Consider the following 17,443-nt stretch of genomic DNA (forward strand, 5'->3'; position numbering starts at 1 on the left):
TGAGGGGTTTTGCGGTCAGCTCGTGTCCTGAATGGGGATGAGTTGGGGACCGCCCGGGGCCCCATCCGCCCCGGGCGGCGCTTCAGCTATCCGGGGTGAGGGAGTGGAAATCGGCCCGGATCGTGGACTGGCGGTCGAAATGGTCTTCGAGGCGATGCCGACCGTGGTGGCGGTCGAGTTTGTAGGCCAGGAGGCAGGTGAAGCAGCGGCAGTAGCCGAGGAGGGTGAGGTCGTGTTCGTGGGCGGTGGCGACGAGGAGGGTGAAGCCGGTGGTCACGGGTATCGCGCCGAGGAGGAGGTAGCCGATGAGAGGTGCTAGGTTTTCCAGCAGCATGAAAGGACGCCTTTCGTGTCAAGGCGGCCAGCCCGGGTTTTCGAGACCTTTGCGGGATGGCCGCCGTTTCTATGTGGACGTGGAGCCGGGTTCGGCGACCGGCGGGATGACGATCGCGTCGAACTCGGTTTGGGCGGTTTTGTAGGCCGCGCACGGCCAGTGCTCCGGGCAGCTGGAGCGGCAGATGATCGGGGAGAAGGAGACGAGCGGGCCGTGACGGCCCATCTCCTTGAGAAGTTCGGATGCGCGGGGCGACAGGCCCATGAGTTCCCCCTCCGGTGGCCTGACCAGCGGTTACATTCCGACTTAACCACATTGCACCCGTGGTCGCAAGAACGCTTGCGATAATGGACGCGGCGTGTCGCGGATCCGACTGCCTCGTTAGGCTCGGTAGCCGACGCCACCTTGGAGGTAATCGATGACGTCTCGCTCCGACCCTTCCGCGATGCGTTGGCTGATCGGCACCGAGATGGCGCGCATCAGAAAGCAAGCGGGGCTGACCTTGCAGGAGGTCGCAGATCGGCTCGCCCAAGACGGCGGCGCGAAGATGAGCCGCCCGAAGATCGGCAACATGGAGACCGGCCGGTTCCAGCAGTTCCCCGATGACATCGTGCGCATCCTGCGGGTGTGCGACGCGAGCCAGCACGACATCGACCGCATCGTGCACCTCGCCTCTCAGCAAGATGCGAAGCAGTGGTGGGCACCGTGGTCGAACATCGTGCCCGACTGGAACCGGACATATACCGGACTGGAGGGCCTCGCCAGGTCCGCTTTCATGTTCGAGCCGATGGTCATCCCTGGCCTGCTTCAGACGGCCGCGTACGGCTCGGCGATCACAAGCGCGACTGGTTTCGTGCGGCCCGACCAAACTGAACGATTCGTCGAGTTCCGGCGAGCGCGGGCAGCGCGGCTGGAGGCAGAGGACTACCTTCGGCTGCACACGGTGATCGGCCTGGCTGCGTTGCAACTGGTGGTCGGCACAGTGGAGCAACGCCGCGAGCAGCTCTGGCACTTGCTCGCGATGGGCGACCGAGAGAACGTAACGATCCAGGTACTGCGGCCCGAGGACGGGATGCACGCGGCGGTCGAAATCGGTCAGTTCTTCGTCTTGGAGTTCGAGTCGGCGATGCCGATCGCGTTCACGGAGCTGTTCGACGGGGCCGTCTACGTACAGGATCTCGACAGCATCGAGACGTATAGGATGGTCTCAGAGAACCTCAAGCAGGTGGCGCAATCGCCCGCCGCCTCCGCTGAAACGATCAGGGACCTCATCAATGAGCTCTAACGCCGGTAGTCGGCTCCGCTGGATCAAGAGCAGCCGAAGTGCGAATAACGGCAACTGCGTTGAGGCTGCCGTGTGCCTTGACGAGCTGCATTGGCGCAAGGCGAGCCACAGCACCAACAACGGGGCATGTATAGAGGCCGCGTCCATCGCGGCCACCATCGCCGTCCGCGACTCGAAGATCGCCACCGGCCACGACTACCCCACCCTCACGATCCCCACCCCGGCCTGGTCGGCCTTCCTCACCAACATCGCCGCCGGCCGCTTCGACCTCTAACCCCATCGGCCGGGTACGCGCTGGAACCGGCTACCCGGCCGCCTCACTCGGCTTCCGCCAGTCATCGGGGTCAAAACCCGACGTGGGGATCTTCCCGTCCTTGTACCAGCCCTTCTGCCAGTCGGGCGGCTCCACCACTGGGATCTCCGGCGCACTGGGCACCGGCTGCAACGCCTCCAGGATCACGAACTCATCGTCGAGCCTGTCATCGTCGACGATCACGCGACCGTGCCAGCCGTCGGCGGTCACCAGAATCCAGCTCGTGGCGGCCCCACCCCCATCATCGATGAGGGCACGGGTATCGAGTTCCTTGCAGAGCAGCGTCGCCAACTGCAGCTCGGTGAGACCGCCGATCGCCTCATCGAACTCGGGTCCACCCTCCAGCACACAGGCGAAGTACCGCTCGCCTTCGGGGGCCGGCGTGACATACGCGATCAGCCGCGGACCCGAATACTCGCCCAGGTCTCCGACGTACAGCAGAGCCGGGTCGATCCCGTAGCGCGCGCAAAGAACCTCCTGCACTCGCTGCGCCGACGTGCGACTGTCGAAGTTGATCTCGATGCCCATCAGGTGTCCTCGCTGCGGTAGTCCTTGTGGTGCTCGTACACTTCAGCGGCCCTCTGCCAGTCTGCACCGGTCACGGCGGGGTTGTTCGCAAGAGCCGATGGCAGGCTGTCCATGTCGCCACGGGCCTCGATGAGGCCCTTGAGGGCCTTGTACTCCGACCGGTTCAGCTTCACCAGACCCGGTCCCTCGTCGGGGTACACCGTGCCCGGCACCTCGACTCCGTAGAGCCGCCCGTTCACCAGACAGCGGTCCCGATCGGGCAGCCAGGCCGCCTCACCACGGCGAATCGCGTCCAGGTCACCCCGAACATCCGTTCCGGGCAAGATGACCGTGTTCTCCTCGCGCACCTGGGACTTTCGCCCGACGCTGTTGAGATGGTGTCGCCGGTTGGGCGGAGTGATCGGCCGCTTCCCCGCCGGACCGGCGATGGGGCGTGCCACCATCGCCTCCACGCCGGGCACGAGCACCGCCAAGTACGCGTTCAGACGCTCCCGGATCTCGCCCAGACCGGCCAGAGCCTCCCCGGTCCGCTCGATCCCCTCCGCGATGTGGGCCAGTGCCTCCCGGGGAGCGTCATGGCCGGTGCCTTCCGTCGCGGCGGCGATCCTCTCCGCCGACTCCCCGGCGGCTGTGTTGGCCGCTCGCAACGCGTCCACCGGCAGGGCCTCCAGGACCGCCCGGATCACCGCCGCGATCTCACCCGGGTTGCTCATACCGCGTCCAGGTAATCGTCACAGCAACTCACCGCGGCCCGGTACGCGGCAACGGCCCGGCGCAGCCGCTCGGCGACCGGCTCGAACGCGGCCAGGGCGGCTTTTGCGTCCTCACTACCCGTGCCGGACAGCGCCTCGGCCAGGTGGGATCGCTGCTCATCCAGCACTTCCAGGGACGCCTGGAGCGCGGCTAAGGGCAGATCGGCGGCGGCTTCGGCAACGTGCTCTCGCACCTCGGCGATGTCCACCGGACCATCCTCCCCCGCGCGCGAAGCCTCGGGCCGCGCGACACGACCCGAGGCCCCATCGTCTACCCCGCGGCCGCGATCGCCTTCTCCTCGACCGCCGCCGCGAAGTCGGCCAGCACCGGATGGTCGAAGATCACCCGCACCGGCAGCGGGAAGCCCAGCTCGGCCCGCAGCCTGATGATCAGCCGGGTCGCCGCGAGCGAGTGGCCGCCGAGGTCGAAGAAGTCGTCTCCCGCCTCGATCCCCGGACGCTGGAGCAGCTCGCTCCAGATCGCGCCGATCTCCTCCGCCAGCGGCGTCATCTCGGCGACTCCCGCCACCGACTCCACTGTGGGCACCGCTGCACGGCCGGTGTACTCGGGGATGCGCGCCCCGGGGTCGGCGGCCATGGCCGCCAGGGCGCGCTCGAAGCCGTCCTGCAATGCCGCGATGGCACCCGGGGACAGGATCGACGCGTCGTGGTCCCAGACTCCCAGGTGCTCCCCTCCTTCACGCAGGATGGCGAAGACCAGGTCCACCGGGGCGGGCGCGCTGGCCAGGGACAGGGGTTCCAGCCGGACGCCGGGCAGATCCACCGCCTCGTGGTCGAGGTCGGCGAGCTGGAACATCACGTCGAAGAACGGCGGACGCCCGGAGGCCCGCACGGGGTTGAGCTCGGCCACGATCTGGTCGAAGGGCGCGTCCTGGTGGGCGTAGGCGTCCAGGGTCACCGCGGCGGCGCGTTCCACCAGTTCCTTGTGGGTGGGGCGGCCGGAGAGGTCGAGGCGCAGGGCCACGGTGTTGACGAAGAAGCCGATGAGGGGCTCGATCTCGGTGCGCGTGCGTCCATTGAGGAGGGTGCCGATGACCAGGTCGGCGCGGCCGGTGCGCTCGGCCAGGGCGAGGGCGTAGGCGGACAGCAGGACGGTGTACATCGGCGCGCCGGCCGCCGCGGCCAGGTCCGACAGCCCGTCGATCAGCTCCGCCGGGACGACGCGGTTCGCGGTCGCCGGTTCCCGCACCGGTCCGGGGACGCCGAGGTCGAGCGGGCCCGATCCGTCCAATGTGGTGCGCCAGTGGCCGATCTGCCGGTCGAGTTCGCCGCCGGTGAGCCATTCGCGCTGCCAGTCGGCGTAGTCGGCGTACTGGATCTCCAGTTCGGGCAGGGTGGCGGGGACGCCGGTGAGCCCGGACTCGTAGAGCGCGACCAGCTCGCCGTGCAGGACGTGCAGTGAGGCCGCGTCGGCGGCGATGTGGTCGAGGGTCACCAGCAGGACGTGCTCGGTGGGCGACATGCGCGCGATCAACGCGCGGATGGGCGGTTCGGCGGCGGGGTCGAAGGCGCGATCGCGTTCCTCTTCGGCGATGCCGGTGAGGCGGCCGGGTTCGGCGGCCAGGTCGATGAGGGGCAGGGGGACGGGCGCGGGCGCGGCGATGAGCTGGGTGAGCTCACCGTCGCGGGTCTCCAGGGTGGTGCGCAGGATCTCGTGCCGGGCGACGACCTCGTCGAGCGCGGACCGCAGGAGGCGCGCGTCGAAGTCCCCGAGGAACCGCAGTCCCATCTGCACGTTGTACGTGGCGGCGTCGTCCTCCATCTGTTCCAGCAGCCACATGCGTTCCTGCGCGAAGGAGGCTCGCGCGGCGAGGACGCCTTCGGCGTCGGTCGGCATGGTTTCCATGGTGGTCAATCTCGTTCGCCGCCCTATTCGCCCCCTATCGGGCCGCCATCCACCAGGTGATAGCGGTGCGAAAGACCACTGAAAGACGCGCCCTAGATCGTCTGGTCACGACACCGACCACCAGAGGAGTCACACCGTGTTCGACGACGACCAGGCCACCTACGTCGTGGTGGTCAACCACGAGGAGCAGTACTCGATCTGGCCCGCGCACCGGGAACTGCCGGCGGGCTGGCGCTCGGACGGGACCACCGGGACCCGCAATGAATGCCTCGACCACATCGAGCAGGTGTGGATCGACATGCGCCCCCTGAGCCTGCGCCGCCGCATGGCCGACGCCGCCTAAAGCCCACCGACCGCTGCGAGGACGCCGACATGACCGCCGAGAACGCCTCCCGACTCAGTGACGCCAAGCGCGTCCTCCTCGAACGCCGCCTGCGCGGACTGTCCGGCGCGCCCGTCACGGGTGTCCGGCGCCGTACCGGCGACGGCCCCGCCCCGCTGTCGCCCGCGCAGCGGGGCGTCTGGCTGGCCGACCAGCTGCGCGCCGACACCAGCGTGTCGGGCGTGTACCGGGTCATGTGGCTGCGCGGCGCCCTGGACCGGGACGCGTTCGCGCGCGCGGTCGCCGGCCTCGTCGAACGGCACGAGGTCCTGCGCACCACCTACCGCCCGGACGGCGACGACGCCGTGCAGGTGGTCGAGACGCCGGGCGCGGCCGTGTTGACCGTCGCCGCCGCGCCCGGCTCCACCCCGGCCGAACGGCGGGCCGCCGCGCTCGCCGAGGCCGAGAAGGCCGCCGCCGAGTCCTTCGACCTGGCCCGCGGCCCGCTGTTCACCGCGCGCCTCACCGAAACCGGCGCCGACGAGCACCTGCTCTTCCTGCGGATGCACCACCTGCTCACCGACGAGTGGTCCTGCGGCCTGCTGGCCCGGGAGCTGGCCGCCTTGTACGCGGCGGAAAGGGACGGTCGCGCGCACGGCCTGCCCGCGCTCCCGGTCCAGTACGCCGACTACGCCGCCTGGCTCGCCGAGCCCGCGCAGGCCGCCACCCGCGCCGAACACGCCGAGTGGTGGACGCAGGCGCTCACCGGTGTCCCGCCGGTGCTGGAGCTGCCCACCGACCGCATCCGCCCCGACGTCCCCACCTACCGGGGCGGCATCGAGCGGCTGACGCTGTCGCCGGAGGCCAGCGCGGGCCTGCGGGCCCTGGCGCAGGCGCACGGGACGACGCTGTTCAGCGCGCTGCTGGCGCTGTTCGGCTCGGTGCTGCACAAGTACTCCGGCCAGGCGCGCTTCGCCGTCGGCTCGCTGCTGTCGGGCCGGGGCCGCCCGGAGGTGGAGAACATGATGGGCATGTTCGCCTCCACGGTGGCGATCCCGCTCGACTTCACCGGTTCGCCCTCCTTCGCCGACGTCCTGGAGCGCACCGGCCGCTCGGTCGTGGGCGCCCTCGACCACCAGGACGCCACCGTCGACCAGGTCGTCACCGGCCTGCGCCTGCCGCGCGAGCCCGGCCGCAACCCGCTGTTCCAGGCGCTGTTCCAGTGCGTCGAGGTCAGCGAGCACGAATGGGACTTCGCCGGGCTCGACGTGGAGGCCGTGTGGTTCGACGCCGGTCTGGCCAAAGTGGACCTGACGCTGATCGCGGTCAACCAGCCCTCCGGCGTCACCCTCGAACTGACCTACGCCGAGGACCTGTACGCGCCGGCCTTCGCCACCCGGCTGCTGGCGCACCTGTCCAATGTGGTGGACGCGGCCACCGCGAGCGCCGGGACCCGGGTCGCCGACGCCGACATGCTCACCGACGGCGAGCGCCACGCCGCCCTCGTCGAGTGGAACGCCACCGGCATGGACTACCCGACCGAGGACACCGTCCACGGTCTGTTCACCACGTGGGCCAATGAGAAGCCGGAGCTCCCGGCGATCTGGCGGCTGGACGGCACGCCCGTCAGCTACGGCGAACTCAACGCGATGTCCAACCGCCTCGCGCACTACCTGCGCGAGCACGGCGTCGGCCGCGAGACGCTGGTCGGGGTGTGCGCCGAGCACTCGGTGGAGATGTTCGTGATCCTGCTGGGCGTGCTCAAGGCGGGCGCGGCCTACGTTCCGCTGGACGCCTCGCTCCCGGCCTCGCGGCTGGAGTGGATCCTGACCGACACCGCCGCGCCGGTCGTGGTGACCACCGAGGCCCTGCGCGGTTCGATCCCCGCCTTCGACGGCGAGATCCTGGCGGTGGACACCGAACGCGCGGCCATCGAGGCGTACCCCGATCACGACCCCGAGCCGTGGTCCACTTCGGACAATCTGCTCTACACGATCTACACCTCCGGCTCCACCGGGCGTCCCAAGGGCGTCCTGGTCCCGCACCGGGGCGTGGTGAACTACCTGTGGTGGGCCATCGACGGCTACGGGCTGGCGGGCGAGCGCGGTGCCCCGATGCTGGGCTCGATCGCCTTCGACCTGTCGGTGCCGAACTTCTGGCTGCCGTTCATCGGCGGCAAGTGCACGACGCTGCTGCCGACCGACAAGAGCCTGGAGAGCCTGGCGGCGCGGCTGTCGGAGCCGGGCGACTTCTCGCTGCTGAAGATCACCCCGGGGCACCTGGACGTGATGCGCGGGATGCTGGAGCCGGGGCAGGTGCGTTCGGTGCGGACCTTCGTGGTCGGCGCCGACGAGGTCCGCGCCGAGACGGTCATGGGCTGGCGGGCGATCGCGCCGGGCGCGCGCGTGATCAACGAGTACGGCCCGACCGAGACGGTCGTGGGCTGCTCGATCTACGAGGTCCCCGAGGACTTCGATCCGTCGATCTCGGTGTCGATCGGCAAGCCGATCGGGAACCTGCGGATGTACGTGCTGGACGCCGGGCTCAATCCCGCGCCGGTGGGCGTGGTCGGTGAGCTGTACATCGGCGGGGACGGTGTGGCGCGCGGTTACCTGAACCGCCCGGAGCTGACCGCGGCGAAGTTCGTGCCGGACCCCTACGGCGCGCCGGGCGATCGCCTGTACCGCACCGGTGACCTGGCCCGCTACCGCGCCGACGGGGACTTCGAGTTCCTGGGCCGCACCGACTTCCAGGTGAAGGTGCGCGGCTACCGCATCGAGCTCGGCGAGGTCGAGGCCCGGCTGGGCCTGCACCCGGCGGTCACCGAGGCCGTCGCGGCGGTCATCACCGGGCACGGCGGGCACAAGCGCCTGGCGGGTTACGTGGTGTGCGACGGCGAGGCGCCGTCCACATCGGACCTGAAGGCGTTCATGGCCGAGGCGCTGCCGGAGTACATGGTCCCGCAGGTCTTCGTGGTGCTGGACGCGATGCCGCTCACCTCGGCGGGCAAGGTGGACCGGACGGCGCTGCCCGCGCCGGGCGCGGTCCGCCGCGAGGCCGTCAAACCCGCCACCCCGCAGGAGAAGGCCCTGGCCGAGATCTGGGCGAAGGTCCTGGGTGTGCCCAATGTGGGCAGTGGCGACAACTTCTTCGAGCTGGGCGGCGACTCGATCCTGGCGATCAAGGTCGTGGGCCTGGCGCGCGAGGCGGGCCTGGCGATCTCCCCGGCGGCGCTGTTCCGGCACCAGACGATCGGCGATCTGGCCGCCACGGTTCCGGTGGTGGCCGATGATCTGCCGCCCGCGCCGCCGATCCCGACGGATCTGCCGCCGGACGCCAACCTCTTCGCCGACGCCGTCTCGCACGTCTCGGCGATCGGCTCGGCCCGCGCCACCGCCACCCGCGGCCTGGCAGAGGCCCTCGGGGTGAGCGTGGACGAGGTCCTGCTGGCCGCGCTCGCGCGGGCAGGGCTCGACCTGTGGGGCGGGGTCGCCCTGGCCGTGGAGGTGGCCGGTAAGCCGGTGGTGCTGCGCCCGCAGGGCCAGGGACCGGCCGCGCTGATCGGCGCGATCGCCGCGCAGGCCAAGGGCCCCCGGGCCGCCGACGCGCAGGTCCACTTCGGACCGACTCCGACCGGGACCCGTGAGGAGGCGCGGAAGCACCTCCTCGACGTCTCCCCCGAGGCCCACGATGGAGGCTTCCGCATCACCTGGACCTACGGCGGCGGCTGCCACGACGCGTCCACCATCGAGAAGCTGGCCGAGTGCTTCGCCTCGGTGCTGGCCGATCTCACCGGTGAGCTACCGCGTCTGGACGGCGTGGACCTGACCGGTGTCGCCGACGTCTACCGGCTGGGCCCGCTGCAGACGGGGATGCTCTACCAGACGGCCGCGCAGCCCGACCGGCACGACTACATCGAGCAGTTCGCCTACTCCCTGGACGGCCCGCTCGACGCCGTCGCGCTGCGGGCGGCGTGGGACGCGGCGGTGGCGCGGCACGCGTCGCTGCGCACGTCCTTCGCGTGGCGCGAGCTGCCCTACCCGGTGCAGCTGGTGCGCGCCGAGGCGGCTCCACAGTGGATCGAGGCGGACTGGACCGGCGCGGACGTGCCCGCGATGCTGGACGCCTCCCGCCGCCGTCCGCTGCCGCTCGACGGCCCGCCGCCGGTGGAGTTCACCCTGGCCCGGCTCGGCGAGGACCGGCACCTGCTGGCCTGGCGCTTCCACCACATCGTGCTGGACGGCTGGAGCCTGGGCATCGTGCTGAACGAGGTCCTGGCCGACTACCGCGCGGCCGTGACCGGCGATCCCGTCCCGGTGCGGGACGCCCCCGCGCCGTTCCGGGCCTTCGTGACCCGGCTGGCCGCGCGCGATCCCGAGGCCGACGCCGCCTACTGGCGCCAGACCCTCGGCGGCGCGGACCTGCCCACGCCCATCCCGGTCGTGGGTCCCGAGCAGGAGGAGGGCGGCGCGACGGGCGTCATCGACGCCGAGCTGAGCCGCGAGGCCAGCGAGCGCCTGACGTCCTTCGCCCGCGACAGCCGGGTCACCGTCGGCGCGGTCCTGCACGCCGCGTGGGGCCTGCTGCTGGCGAAGGACTCCGGGCGGGCCGACGTGGTGTTCGGCAGCACCACCGCCGGGCGCGCCTCGGGCGTCCCGGGCATCGACGGCATGGTCGGGCTGCTGATGAACACCGTCCCCTTCCGGGTGACCGTCACCGACACGCCCGTCGCCGAGTGGCTGCGGGACGTGCACACCTCGCTGGGCGAGCTGCGCGACCACGAGCAGGTGCCGCTGGGCGAGGTGCGCCGGGCGGCGGGGATCCCGCTGGGCAGCGGCGTCTTCGACAGCATCTTCGTCTACGAGAACTTCCCGGTCCCCGACGACGGCGAGATCGGCGGGCTGCGCGTGGATCTGGCCTACTCCTACGGCCAGAGCGGCTATCCGCTGGTCCTGGGCGCCGGCCTGCACGACGTGCTGATGCTGCGCCTGAACTACGACACCGAGCGGGTGACCGCCGCCGACGCCCGGCGCATGCTGGACGCCTACCTCGCGCTGGTCGAGGCGCTGCCGACCGCGTCCCTCAAGGATCTGGCCCCGACCACGGTGGCCCGGCCGCGAGCGGTCGCCGCCGCTCCCGTGGCCGTCCCGCAGGTCGCGCACGTGGCCCCGCGCACCGAGACCGAGCGCGCGCTGGCCGAGGTGTGGCGCGAGGTGCTCGGCATCGACTCCACCATTGGGGTCCACGACGACTTCGTGGTCCTGGGCGGCGACTCGATCCTGGCCATGCAGGTCATCGCCCGCGCCCGCGACCTGGGCATGACCCTGCGGCCGCGCGACCTGGCGCGCACGCCCACGATCGCGGCCCTGGCGGCGAAGGCGGCCGAGACCGCCGCGCCCGCCACCGTCCACAGTGGTGGCCTGGACCTCGCCGTGCTCGGCGGCCGCCACCCCGGCGCGGAGTCGGTGTACAAGCTGACCCCGCTCCAGACGGGCATGCTGTTCCACGCCCTGGGCGGCGAGGGCGGCAACGACTACGTCCAGGTCTTCGCCTACGACGTGGCCGCTCCCCTGGACGCCGAGGCGTTCCGGGCCGCGTGGCAGGCCGCCACCGACCGGCATCCGGCGCTGCGGACCGTCTTCGCCTGGGAGGACCTGGCGCACCCGGTGCAGGCGATCCTGCACGGCACCGCGGTGGACCTGCGCGTCCTGGACTGGTCGGACGTGCCCGCCGGGGAGGCCGCAGAGCGCCTGGCCGCCCTCGCCGCCGCCGAGCAGGCCGGGCCGGTGGACCTCTCGCTGGCCCCGCCGACCCGCGTCACCGTCGTCCGCAAAAGCCCGGACACCTGGTCGTTCGTGTGGCGCTCGCACCACATCGCCCTCGACGGCTTCAGCGCCGGGCGGGTCTGCGACGAGGTGCTGGCCGACTACCTGGCCCGCGCGGCCGGCGGTGAGCCGCCGGTGGTGACCCCGGCGCCCTACGAGGAGTACCTGTCCTGGATGGGCGGGCACGACCGGGGAGGCGAGGACGCGCACTGGCGCGCGGCCCTGTCCGGCTTCACCCGGCCCACCCCGCTGCCCGCGGGCACCGGCGAGGGCGAGGGCTTCGCCGCCGTCCAGAACACCGCCGCGCCCGAACTCAGCGCCGCCATCGACGCCCTGGCGCGCGGCCACCGCGTCACCGTGGGCGCCGTCCTGCACGCCGCGTGGGGCCTGTACCTGGCCCGCCGCACCGGCCGCGAGGACGTCGTCTTCGGCACCGCCGTCACCGGCCGCTCGGCCCCCGTGACCGGCGCCGACCAGATGGTCGGGATGCTGATGAACACCCTCCCGGTGCGCATGGCCGCGCCCGATGACACCACCGTCGGCGAGTGGCTGCTGGCCACCCACCGCGAGCTGGGCGAGCTGCGTGAGTACGAGCACTGCTCCCTGGTGGACATCCAGCGCGCCACCTCCGTCCCGGCCGGGCGGCGGCTGTTCGAGAGCATCCTGGTCTACCAGGCCGTCCGCGAGGGCGAGGGCGGTCTGCCCGGGGGCTTCAGCGCGCGCACCGGCGAGGAGGCCGTCGCCACCGACTACCCGGTCGTCCTGGACGCCCTGTGGGACGGTGAGCTGAACCTCCAGCTCAACTACGAGCGCGCCCGCTTCACCCGCGACGAGGCCACCGCGATCACCGAGGGCTTCCTGGCGCTGCTGGCGTCACTCGCCGCCGACCCGGGCGCGAGCCCGGCGCGGGCGGCGCGCGTCCTGCCCGCCGGTTCCTCCGCCGCCGAGGTCGCCGCCGACGACGAGGCCGTCGGCCACGTCGAGCCGCGCGGCCCGGTGGAGGAGGCCCTGGCCGCGATCTGGGCCCAGATCCTGGGTGTGGAACGCGTCGGCGCCGCCGACGACTTCTACGAGCTGGGCGGCGACTCGATCCTGGCGATCCAGGTGGTCGGCGCGGCCCGCAAGGCCGGGTACGGCATCACCACCAAGCACATCCTGACCCACCGGACCGTCGCCGGGCTCGGCGTCGTGGCCACCCGGCCCGAGGCCGCCCGCGACGCCGTCGTGGACAGCGTCCCGCTGCCGCGCGAGCGGTGGGCGGCACTGGCCGAGGCGCTCGCCTCGCCCGGCGCGCACCACTGGCAGGCCGTGGCCGAGGTCGGCGGCAACGCCGCCGAGGTGTGGCGGCGGCTGGCCGATCGGCACGACGTCCTGCGCTCCACGATCGAGTGGGACGCCGAGGACGGCCCGGTCCGGCACCTGCACGCCGCCCCCGCCGCGCCCGGCGCGGCCCTCATCCCCGAGGCGCGGCTGGCGACCTGGCTGGCCGTGGAACGCACACGCGGCCTCGACCCGGCGCGCTCCCCGCAGCGCGTCGACGTGATCGACACCGGGGACCGGAACCTGCTCGTGTGGCAGTTCTCCGGCGTCCTGCTCGACCGCGAGGAAGCCGAGGCGATCCTGCGCGAGGGCTTCGGGACGCCCGGCGTTCTCACCCTCGCCGAGACGCCCGTCCGCGCGCCCCGGACCGCCACCGGCCCGGCGCGCCCGGAGGCGGTGCGCATCCTCACCGGCGTCTGCGCCGGGCTGGACCTCACCGCCGACGCGCTGCTCATCGCCGCCCGGGCCACCCGGGCGGGCGCGGCCGTCACCGTCGCCGACGTCCTCGACCACCCCACGATCGAGGGCCTGGCCGCGGTCGCCCGCGTCACGGCGTCCGAAGTGGACGAACCGGGCCACGGGCCGGTAGAGCCCACGCCGGTGCACCGCTGGTTCGCCCGCCTCGACGTCCCGCACGACCACTACAACCAGGCGAGCCTCCTGTCGATCGACGGCGAGACCGATCCGGAGCGGCTGGAGCGCGCGCTGCACGCCGTCGTGGCCCACCACGACGCGCTGCGGCTGCGGCTGACCGCCGAGGGCGAGCACGTCGCCGAGACCGAGACCGCGCGGCTGATCCGGGTCGCCGCGCCCGGCGAGGACCCCGAGGCGCTGGCCACCGAGGCGAACGCGTCACTGTCCCTGGTGGACGGACCGATCCTGCGCGGCGTGCTGTTCCCCGAAACCAACCGGCTGCTGCTGGCCGTGCACCACATCGCCGTCGACATCGTGTCGTGGGGACCGCTGCTGGAGGACCTGGAGGCCGCCCACGACGGGCGTGCCCTGCCCGAGCCGACCACCTCGTTCCGCCGGTGGGCGTCCCGGCTGGCCGAGTACGCCCGGGGGCCGGAGTTCGCCGCCGAGGCCCGCTACTGGCGCACCCGGCCCGTCCCGGACGCGCCCCTGCCGCTGGACCTGGCGTCCGGCCCCAACACCGAGGGCTCCACCGAGCAGCACGTGGCGTTCCTGGACGCCACGGCCACCGCGGCCCTCAAGTCCCGCATGAACGAGGCCCTGGTGACCGCGCTGGCCTCGGCCGTCCGCGACTGGACCGGCCGCGATGATGTCCGTCTCGACCTCGAAGGCCACGGCCGCGAGGACCTCTTCGACGACGTGGACCTCAGCCGCACCATCGGCTGGTTCACCGCCGTACGGCCGATCGAGCTGCGCGTGCCCGGCGACCTGGCCGACGCCGCCGCCGTGGTCCGCGCGAAGCTGCGCGAGATCACCGGCATCGGGCACGGCCTGGCCGTCGACGGATTCGACGGCGGCGAGATCATCGTCAACTACCACGGGCAGCGCGGCTCCGGCGGCGCCAAGGGCCGGTTCACCCCGGTCGACGGGCCCGTCGGGGTGACCCGGGCGCCGGAGGGCGTGCGGCAGTACCTCCTGGAGGTCGACGCCGGCATCGAAGACGACCGGCTCTACGTGATCTGGAAGTACTCGCGCCAGCGGCACACCGCCGCCACCGTCGCGAAGCTGGCCGCGGCCGTGATCGAGCGGCTGACCGCGCTGGCGGGCACGACCCGCCGCGCGGCCCTGCCCGGCGACCTGGCCTACGAGGGCTCGCCGGTGGTGTCGGTCCCGATGGACCGGCACGGCGTGCCGGGCGTGGCCGCGGCCGTCCTGCGGGACGGCGAGCTCGCCGGGACCTGGGCGGCGGGGCTGGCCGCCGAGGGCGTCCCGGTCCGGCCGGAGACCGCGTTCCCGGTCGGCTCGGGCAGCAAGTACGTGGCGGCCCTGGCGCTGCTGCGGCTGGCGCAGGACGGGACGCTGCGGCTCGACGACGAGGCCGACCGCCACCTGAGCGGGTGGCGCGTGGGCGCGCCGGTCACCGTCCGGCAGCTCATGGCGCACACCGCCGGGCTGACCGTCACCGGCTACGACGGGTACCTCCCCGGTGAGCCGCTGCCCTCGCTGCTCGACGTGCTGGAGGGCCGGGGCGCGACCCCGGCCGTGCGCGCCGAGGACAGGCCGGGGACGCGGTTCCGCTACTCCGGCAGCCACTACACCGTGCTCCAGCTGCTGCTGGAAGAGGTCACCGGGACGCCGTACGCGCGGCTGGCCCGCGAGCTCGTCCTCGATCCGCTGGGGATGAGCGGATCCGGCTACCAGCCGGGCGAGGCGATCGGACACGACGAGCACGGGACCGCCCTGCCGGTCCGGCACTTCGCCGAACTGGCCGCCGCCGGGCTGTGGAGCACCGCCGCCGACATGGCGCGGATGCTCACCGAGGTCCACCGTGGACACACCGGATCCGGTTCGGCCTTCCTCTCCCGGGAGTCGGCCGCGATCTTCCTGGACCCGGCCGGGACCGGCACCGGCGGACTGCTCCTGGGCGTCGGCGACGTCCCCGGGCACCGCTGCCTCACACTCGCCGATCCCGTGCGCGGGAGCGGCTTGGTCATTCTGTCCAATGCGGACGCCGGACGGCTCGCGCTCGACGAGATCTCCGATACCGTCGTCACATACATCGTGGGTGACGAAGCCCACACAGGGAGGATGTAATGCGAGCTTTACTGGCGAACCGAAACCTGCGTTTCTACATAGTGGGGCAGACGCTGTCCGGGGTGGGCTCGTCGGCGTTGTGGCTGGCGGTGGCGATCTGGGTCAACGCCGTCACCGGCAGCGCCGCCAAGGCGGGTCTGGCGATGTTCGCGTTCGGGCTGAGCGTGATCGCCGGGCCACTGGTCGGTCTGGTCGTGGACCGCGTCAAGCGGCTGCCGCTGCTGATCTGGTCCAACCTGGTCGGCATTGTGCTGATCGCGCCATTGCTGCTGGTGGACGCCAAGGACGCCCTGTGGGCGGTCCTGGCCATCATGTTCGGCTACGGGGTGATCAACCGGATCGTGAACTCCGCGCAGAGCGCGCTGCTGACCACGATCGTCCCCGATGACCTGCTGGCCGGGGCGAACGGGATCCTGCGCTCCCTCCAGGAGTCGATGCGGATCATCGTCCCGCTGCTGGGCGCGGGCCTGTACACGTGGATGGGCATCGAGGCGGTGGTCATCCTGGACATGGCCACCTTCCTGGTCGCGCCCCTGCTGTTCCTGCTGATGAAGGTGAACGAGCCCAAGCCGGTGCCGCCCGAGAAGGGCGAGAAGGTGACCACCGCGGCCCTGGCCGGGTTCAAGTACCTCTTCGCGCACCGGATCCTGTTGGCCGTCATGGGCGGGGCGACCATCGCCGCCCTGGTCTTCGGCTTCACCGAGGCCGGCATGTTCGCCGTGGCCACCGAGGGACTGGGGCAGCCCAGCGCGTTCGTCGGCGTCATGGGCATGGTGCAGGGCGCCGGATCGATCGTGATCGGCTTCCTGATCGGCATGTTCGCCAAGCGCCTGGGCGAGGTGTGGATGGTGACGATCGGCCTCGCCGGGTTCGGGGCGGCCATCTTCGCCACCATCACGCCGCTGATCCCGGTGGTGCTGGCCGCGTCCTTCGTGGCCGGGCTGACGCTGCCGATGGCCAGCGTCGGGGCGGTCACCGTGCTCCAGCGGTACACCCCGTCCAACCTCCAGGGCCGGGTCTACTCGGCCGCCGACATCGCCTACACCGGCGCGCTGACGGCGTCCACGGGCCTGGGTTCGCTGCTGATCCAGCTGGTCCACTACAAGGCCATGTACGCGGTGGCCCTGGGCGTCAGCGTCCTCGGCGCGCTCATCGCGCTGCTCGGCCGCAACGCGCCCATCCCGCCCGGATCCCTCGCCGACCACGAGATCCACCCGGCCGAGAAGCCGGCGGAGAAGGAGGGCACCGAGACGATGGAGGCCGCGCCCGAACCGGCCTAGCCTCCCTCCCTTGTGGACGCCGCCTCGCCCCCGCGAGGCGGCGTCTTTCGCGTGGTGACGGGCCGATAGCGCGGTGACAGAGCCGCGACAGCCGCCGCGCCTTTCCTGTCACCATGAGCGTTCAGTTGGTACGCGAGACCCGCAGCGAGGACTGGTTCCCCTTCCCGGCGCGGACCGCCGGGGAGAAGGCCACCCTCCTCTGCCTCCCCTTCGCCGGGGGCGGGGCCAGCCGCTTCTTGCCTCTGGCCCGCCTCCTCGCCCCGTCCATCGCCGCACTGCCGGCCCAGTTTCCCGGGCGCGAGAACCGTTTCGACGACCCCGCCTACACCAATGCCGCCGAGCTCATCGCCGACCTGACGGTCGCCGCGCTGGAGCACGTGGACGGCCCGTACGCGATCCTCGGCTACAGCCTGGGCGCGTCCTACGCCTTCGAGCTGGTCCGCTCCCTGGCCGCCGCCGGGGCACCGGCGCCGCTGGCCCTGTTCGCGGTCGCCTCACCCGCCCCGCACACCCGCTCCTCGGTGCGGCTGGGCGAGGCCAGCGACGCCGAGCTGCTGGCGCAGGTCCAGAAGTGGCAGGCGATCCCGGAGGAGATGCTGGCCGACGAGGAGCTGCTCGGCATGGCCCTGGGCACCCTGCGCACCGACCTGGGCACCTGGGAGCGGCACGACCACGCCGCCTCGGCGATGATCGACCGGCCCATCTTCGTCTATTCCGGGCACGCCGATCCCACCGTGAACCGCCCGCAACTGGCGGGCTGGCGGGTGCGGACCTCGGCCGCCGCGCGTTTTCGGACCTTCACCGGCGAGCACTTCTTCGGCTTCGATGAGCCCGGTGTGCTGGCCGCGGCCATCGAGGCGGACCTGTCCATCGCGGGCGGGTGGTAGACC

At 72.1% G+C, this 17,443-nt stretch carries 12 protein-coding genes and 1 pseudogene; 7 read left to right on the forward strand and 6 right to left on the reverse strand.

Annotated features, from left to right (window positions below; all coding sequences use genetic code 11):
• Nucleotides 1-82 precede the first annotated feature (82 nt).
• Together QSK10_RS11435 and QSK10_RS11440 are read right to left on the reverse strand one after the other, a co-directional pair.
• Nucleotides 83-334, reverse strand: coding sequence for a hypothetical protein (locus QSK10_RS11435; protein ID WP_285662619.1), 252 nt, complete (start codon nt 332-334; stop codon nt 83-85).
• Between the two features lie 69 nt (nt 335-403).
• On the reverse strand, nt 404-598 hold the full coding sequence (locus tag QSK10_RS11440) for a hypothetical protein (protein ID WP_285662620.1): 195 nt from the start codon (nt 596-598) through the stop codon (nt 404-406).
• 181 nt (nt 599-779) lie between these two features.
• Here QSK10_RS11440 and QSK10_RS11445 point away from each other — a divergent pair, with 181 nt between their 5' ends.
• From QSK10_RS11445 to QSK10_RS11450, 3 genes and pseudogenes are all read left to right on the forward strand, one after another.
• Nucleotides 780-1,619: a helix-turn-helix domain-containing protein gene (locus QSK10_RS11445; protein ID WP_285662621.1), complete on the forward strand. Its 840-nt coding sequence runs from the start codon at nt 780-782 to the stop codon at nt 1,617-1,619.
• Nucleotides 1,609-1,689: pseudogene (locus QSK10_RS34260) on the forward strand (DUF397 domain-containing protein); the annotation flags it as partial. The gene QSK10_RS11445 and the pseudogene QSK10_RS34260, both read left to right, overlap by 11 nt.
• Nucleotides 1,690-1,893, forward strand: a complete 204-nt coding sequence (locus QSK10_RS11450; protein WP_285662622.1) for a DUF397 domain-containing protein — start codon at nt 1,690-1,692, stop codon at nt 1,891-1,893.
• 30 nt (nt 1,894-1,923) lie between these two features.
• On the opposite strand, the gene QSK10_RS11455 is transcribed toward QSK10_RS11450, so the two are convergent.
• The 4 genes from QSK10_RS11455 to QSK10_RS11470 form a co-directional block, all read right to left on the reverse strand.
• The gene (locus tag QSK10_RS11455) at nt 1,924-2,460 is read right to left on the reverse strand and encodes a hypothetical protein (protein ID WP_285662623.1); all 537 of its coding nucleotides are present in this window, start codon (nt 2,458-2,460) and stop codon (nt 1,924-1,926) included.
• Nucleotides 2,460-3,173 (reverse strand): hypothetical protein, encoded by a 714-nt coding sequence (locus QSK10_RS11460; RefSeq protein WP_285662624.1) that lies wholly within the window; start codon nt 3,171-3,173, stop codon nt 2,460-2,462. The genes QSK10_RS11455 and QSK10_RS11460 overlap by 1 nt, the downstream gene beginning before the upstream one ends.
• Nucleotides 3,170-3,421: a hypothetical protein gene (locus QSK10_RS11465; RefSeq protein WP_285662625.1), complete on the reverse strand. Its 252-nt coding sequence runs from the start codon at nt 3,419-3,421 to the stop codon at nt 3,170-3,172. The genes QSK10_RS11460 and QSK10_RS11465 overlap by 4 nt, the downstream gene beginning before the upstream one ends.
• Nucleotides 3,422-3,483: 62 nt before the next feature.
• Nucleotides 3,484-5,070, reverse strand: a complete 1,587-nt coding sequence (locus QSK10_RS11470) for a condensation domain-containing protein (RefSeq protein WP_285662626.1) — start codon at nt 5,068-5,070, stop codon at nt 3,484-3,486.
• A 145-nt stretch (nt 5,071-5,215) separates the two neighbouring features.
• Between QSK10_RS11470 and QSK10_RS11475 the strand changes: the two genes are divergently transcribed.
• The 4 genes from QSK10_RS11475 to QSK10_RS11490 all read left to right on the forward strand — a co-directional run bounded on the left by QSK10_RS11475 (nt 5,216) and on the right by QSK10_RS11490 (nt 17,440).
• Nucleotides 5,216-5,422, forward strand: coding sequence for an MbtH family protein (locus QSK10_RS11475; RefSeq protein WP_285662627.1), 207 nt, complete (start codon nt 5,216-5,218; stop codon nt 5,420-5,422).
• A 29-nt stretch (nt 5,423-5,451) separates the two neighbouring features.
• Complete coding sequence (locus tag QSK10_RS11480) at nt 5,452-15,273, forward strand: non-ribosomal peptide synthetase (protein ID WP_285662628.1); 9,822 nt, start codon at nt 5,452-5,454, stop codon at nt 15,271-15,273.
• Nucleotides 15,273-16,553: an MFS transporter gene (locus QSK10_RS11485; RefSeq protein ID WP_285662629.1), complete on the forward strand. Its 1,281-nt coding sequence runs from the start codon at nt 15,273-15,275 to the stop codon at nt 16,551-16,553. Before QSK10_RS11480 ends, QSK10_RS11485 begins: the two co-directional genes overlap by 1 nt.
• A gap of 113 nt (nt 16,554-16,666) precedes the next feature.
• The gene (locus QSK10_RS11490) at nt 16,667-17,440 is read left to right on the forward strand and encodes a thioesterase II family protein (protein WP_285662630.1); all 774 of its coding nucleotides are present in this window, start codon (nt 16,667-16,669) and stop codon (nt 17,438-17,440) included.
• Nucleotides 17,441-17,443 lie beyond the last annotated feature (3 nt).

This window comes from Actinorhabdospora filicis, from assembly GCF_030269765.1.
GTDB lineage: Bacteria > Actinomycetota > Actinomycetes > Mycobacteriales > Micromonosporaceae > Actinorhabdospora > Actinorhabdospora filicis.

Bases quoted from the DNA above. Each gene is read 5' to 3' on its own strand.
- QSK10_RS11480 (WP_285662628.1), top strand. From the start codon at position 5,452: ATGACCGCCGAGAACGCCTCCCGACTCAGTGACGCCAAGCGCGTCCTC.
- QSK10_RS11455 (WP_285662623.1), bottom strand. From the start codon at position 2,460: ATGGGCATCGAGATCAACTTCGACAGTCGCACGTCGGCGCAGCGAGTG.
- QSK10_RS11470 (WP_285662626.1), bottom strand. From the start codon at position 5,070: ATGCCGACCGACGCCGAAGGCGTCCTCGCCGCGCGAGCCTCCTTCGCG.
- QSK10_RS11435 (WP_285662619.1), bottom strand. From the start codon at position 334: ATGCTGCTGGAAAACCTAGCACCTCTCATCGGCTACCTCCTCCTCGGC.
- QSK10_RS11490 (WP_285662630.1), top strand. From the start codon at position 16,667: ATGAGCGTTCAGTTGGTACGCGAGACCCGCAGCGAGGACTGGTTCCCC.
- QSK10_RS11440 (WP_285662620.1), bottom strand. From the start codon at position 598: ATGGGCCTGTCGCCCCGCGCATCCGAACTTCTCAAGGAGATGGGCCGT.
- QSK10_RS11460 (WP_285662624.1), bottom strand. From the start codon at position 3,173: ATGAGCAACCCGGGTGAGATCGCGGCGGTGATCCGGGCGGTCCTGGAG.
- QSK10_RS11485 (WP_285662629.1), top strand. From the start codon at position 15,273: ATGCGAGCTTTACTGGCGAACCGAAACCTGCGTTTCTACATAGTGGGG.
- QSK10_RS11445 (WP_285662621.1), top strand. From the start codon at position 780: ATGCGTTGGCTGATCGGCACCGAGATGGCGCGCATCAGAAAGCAAGCG.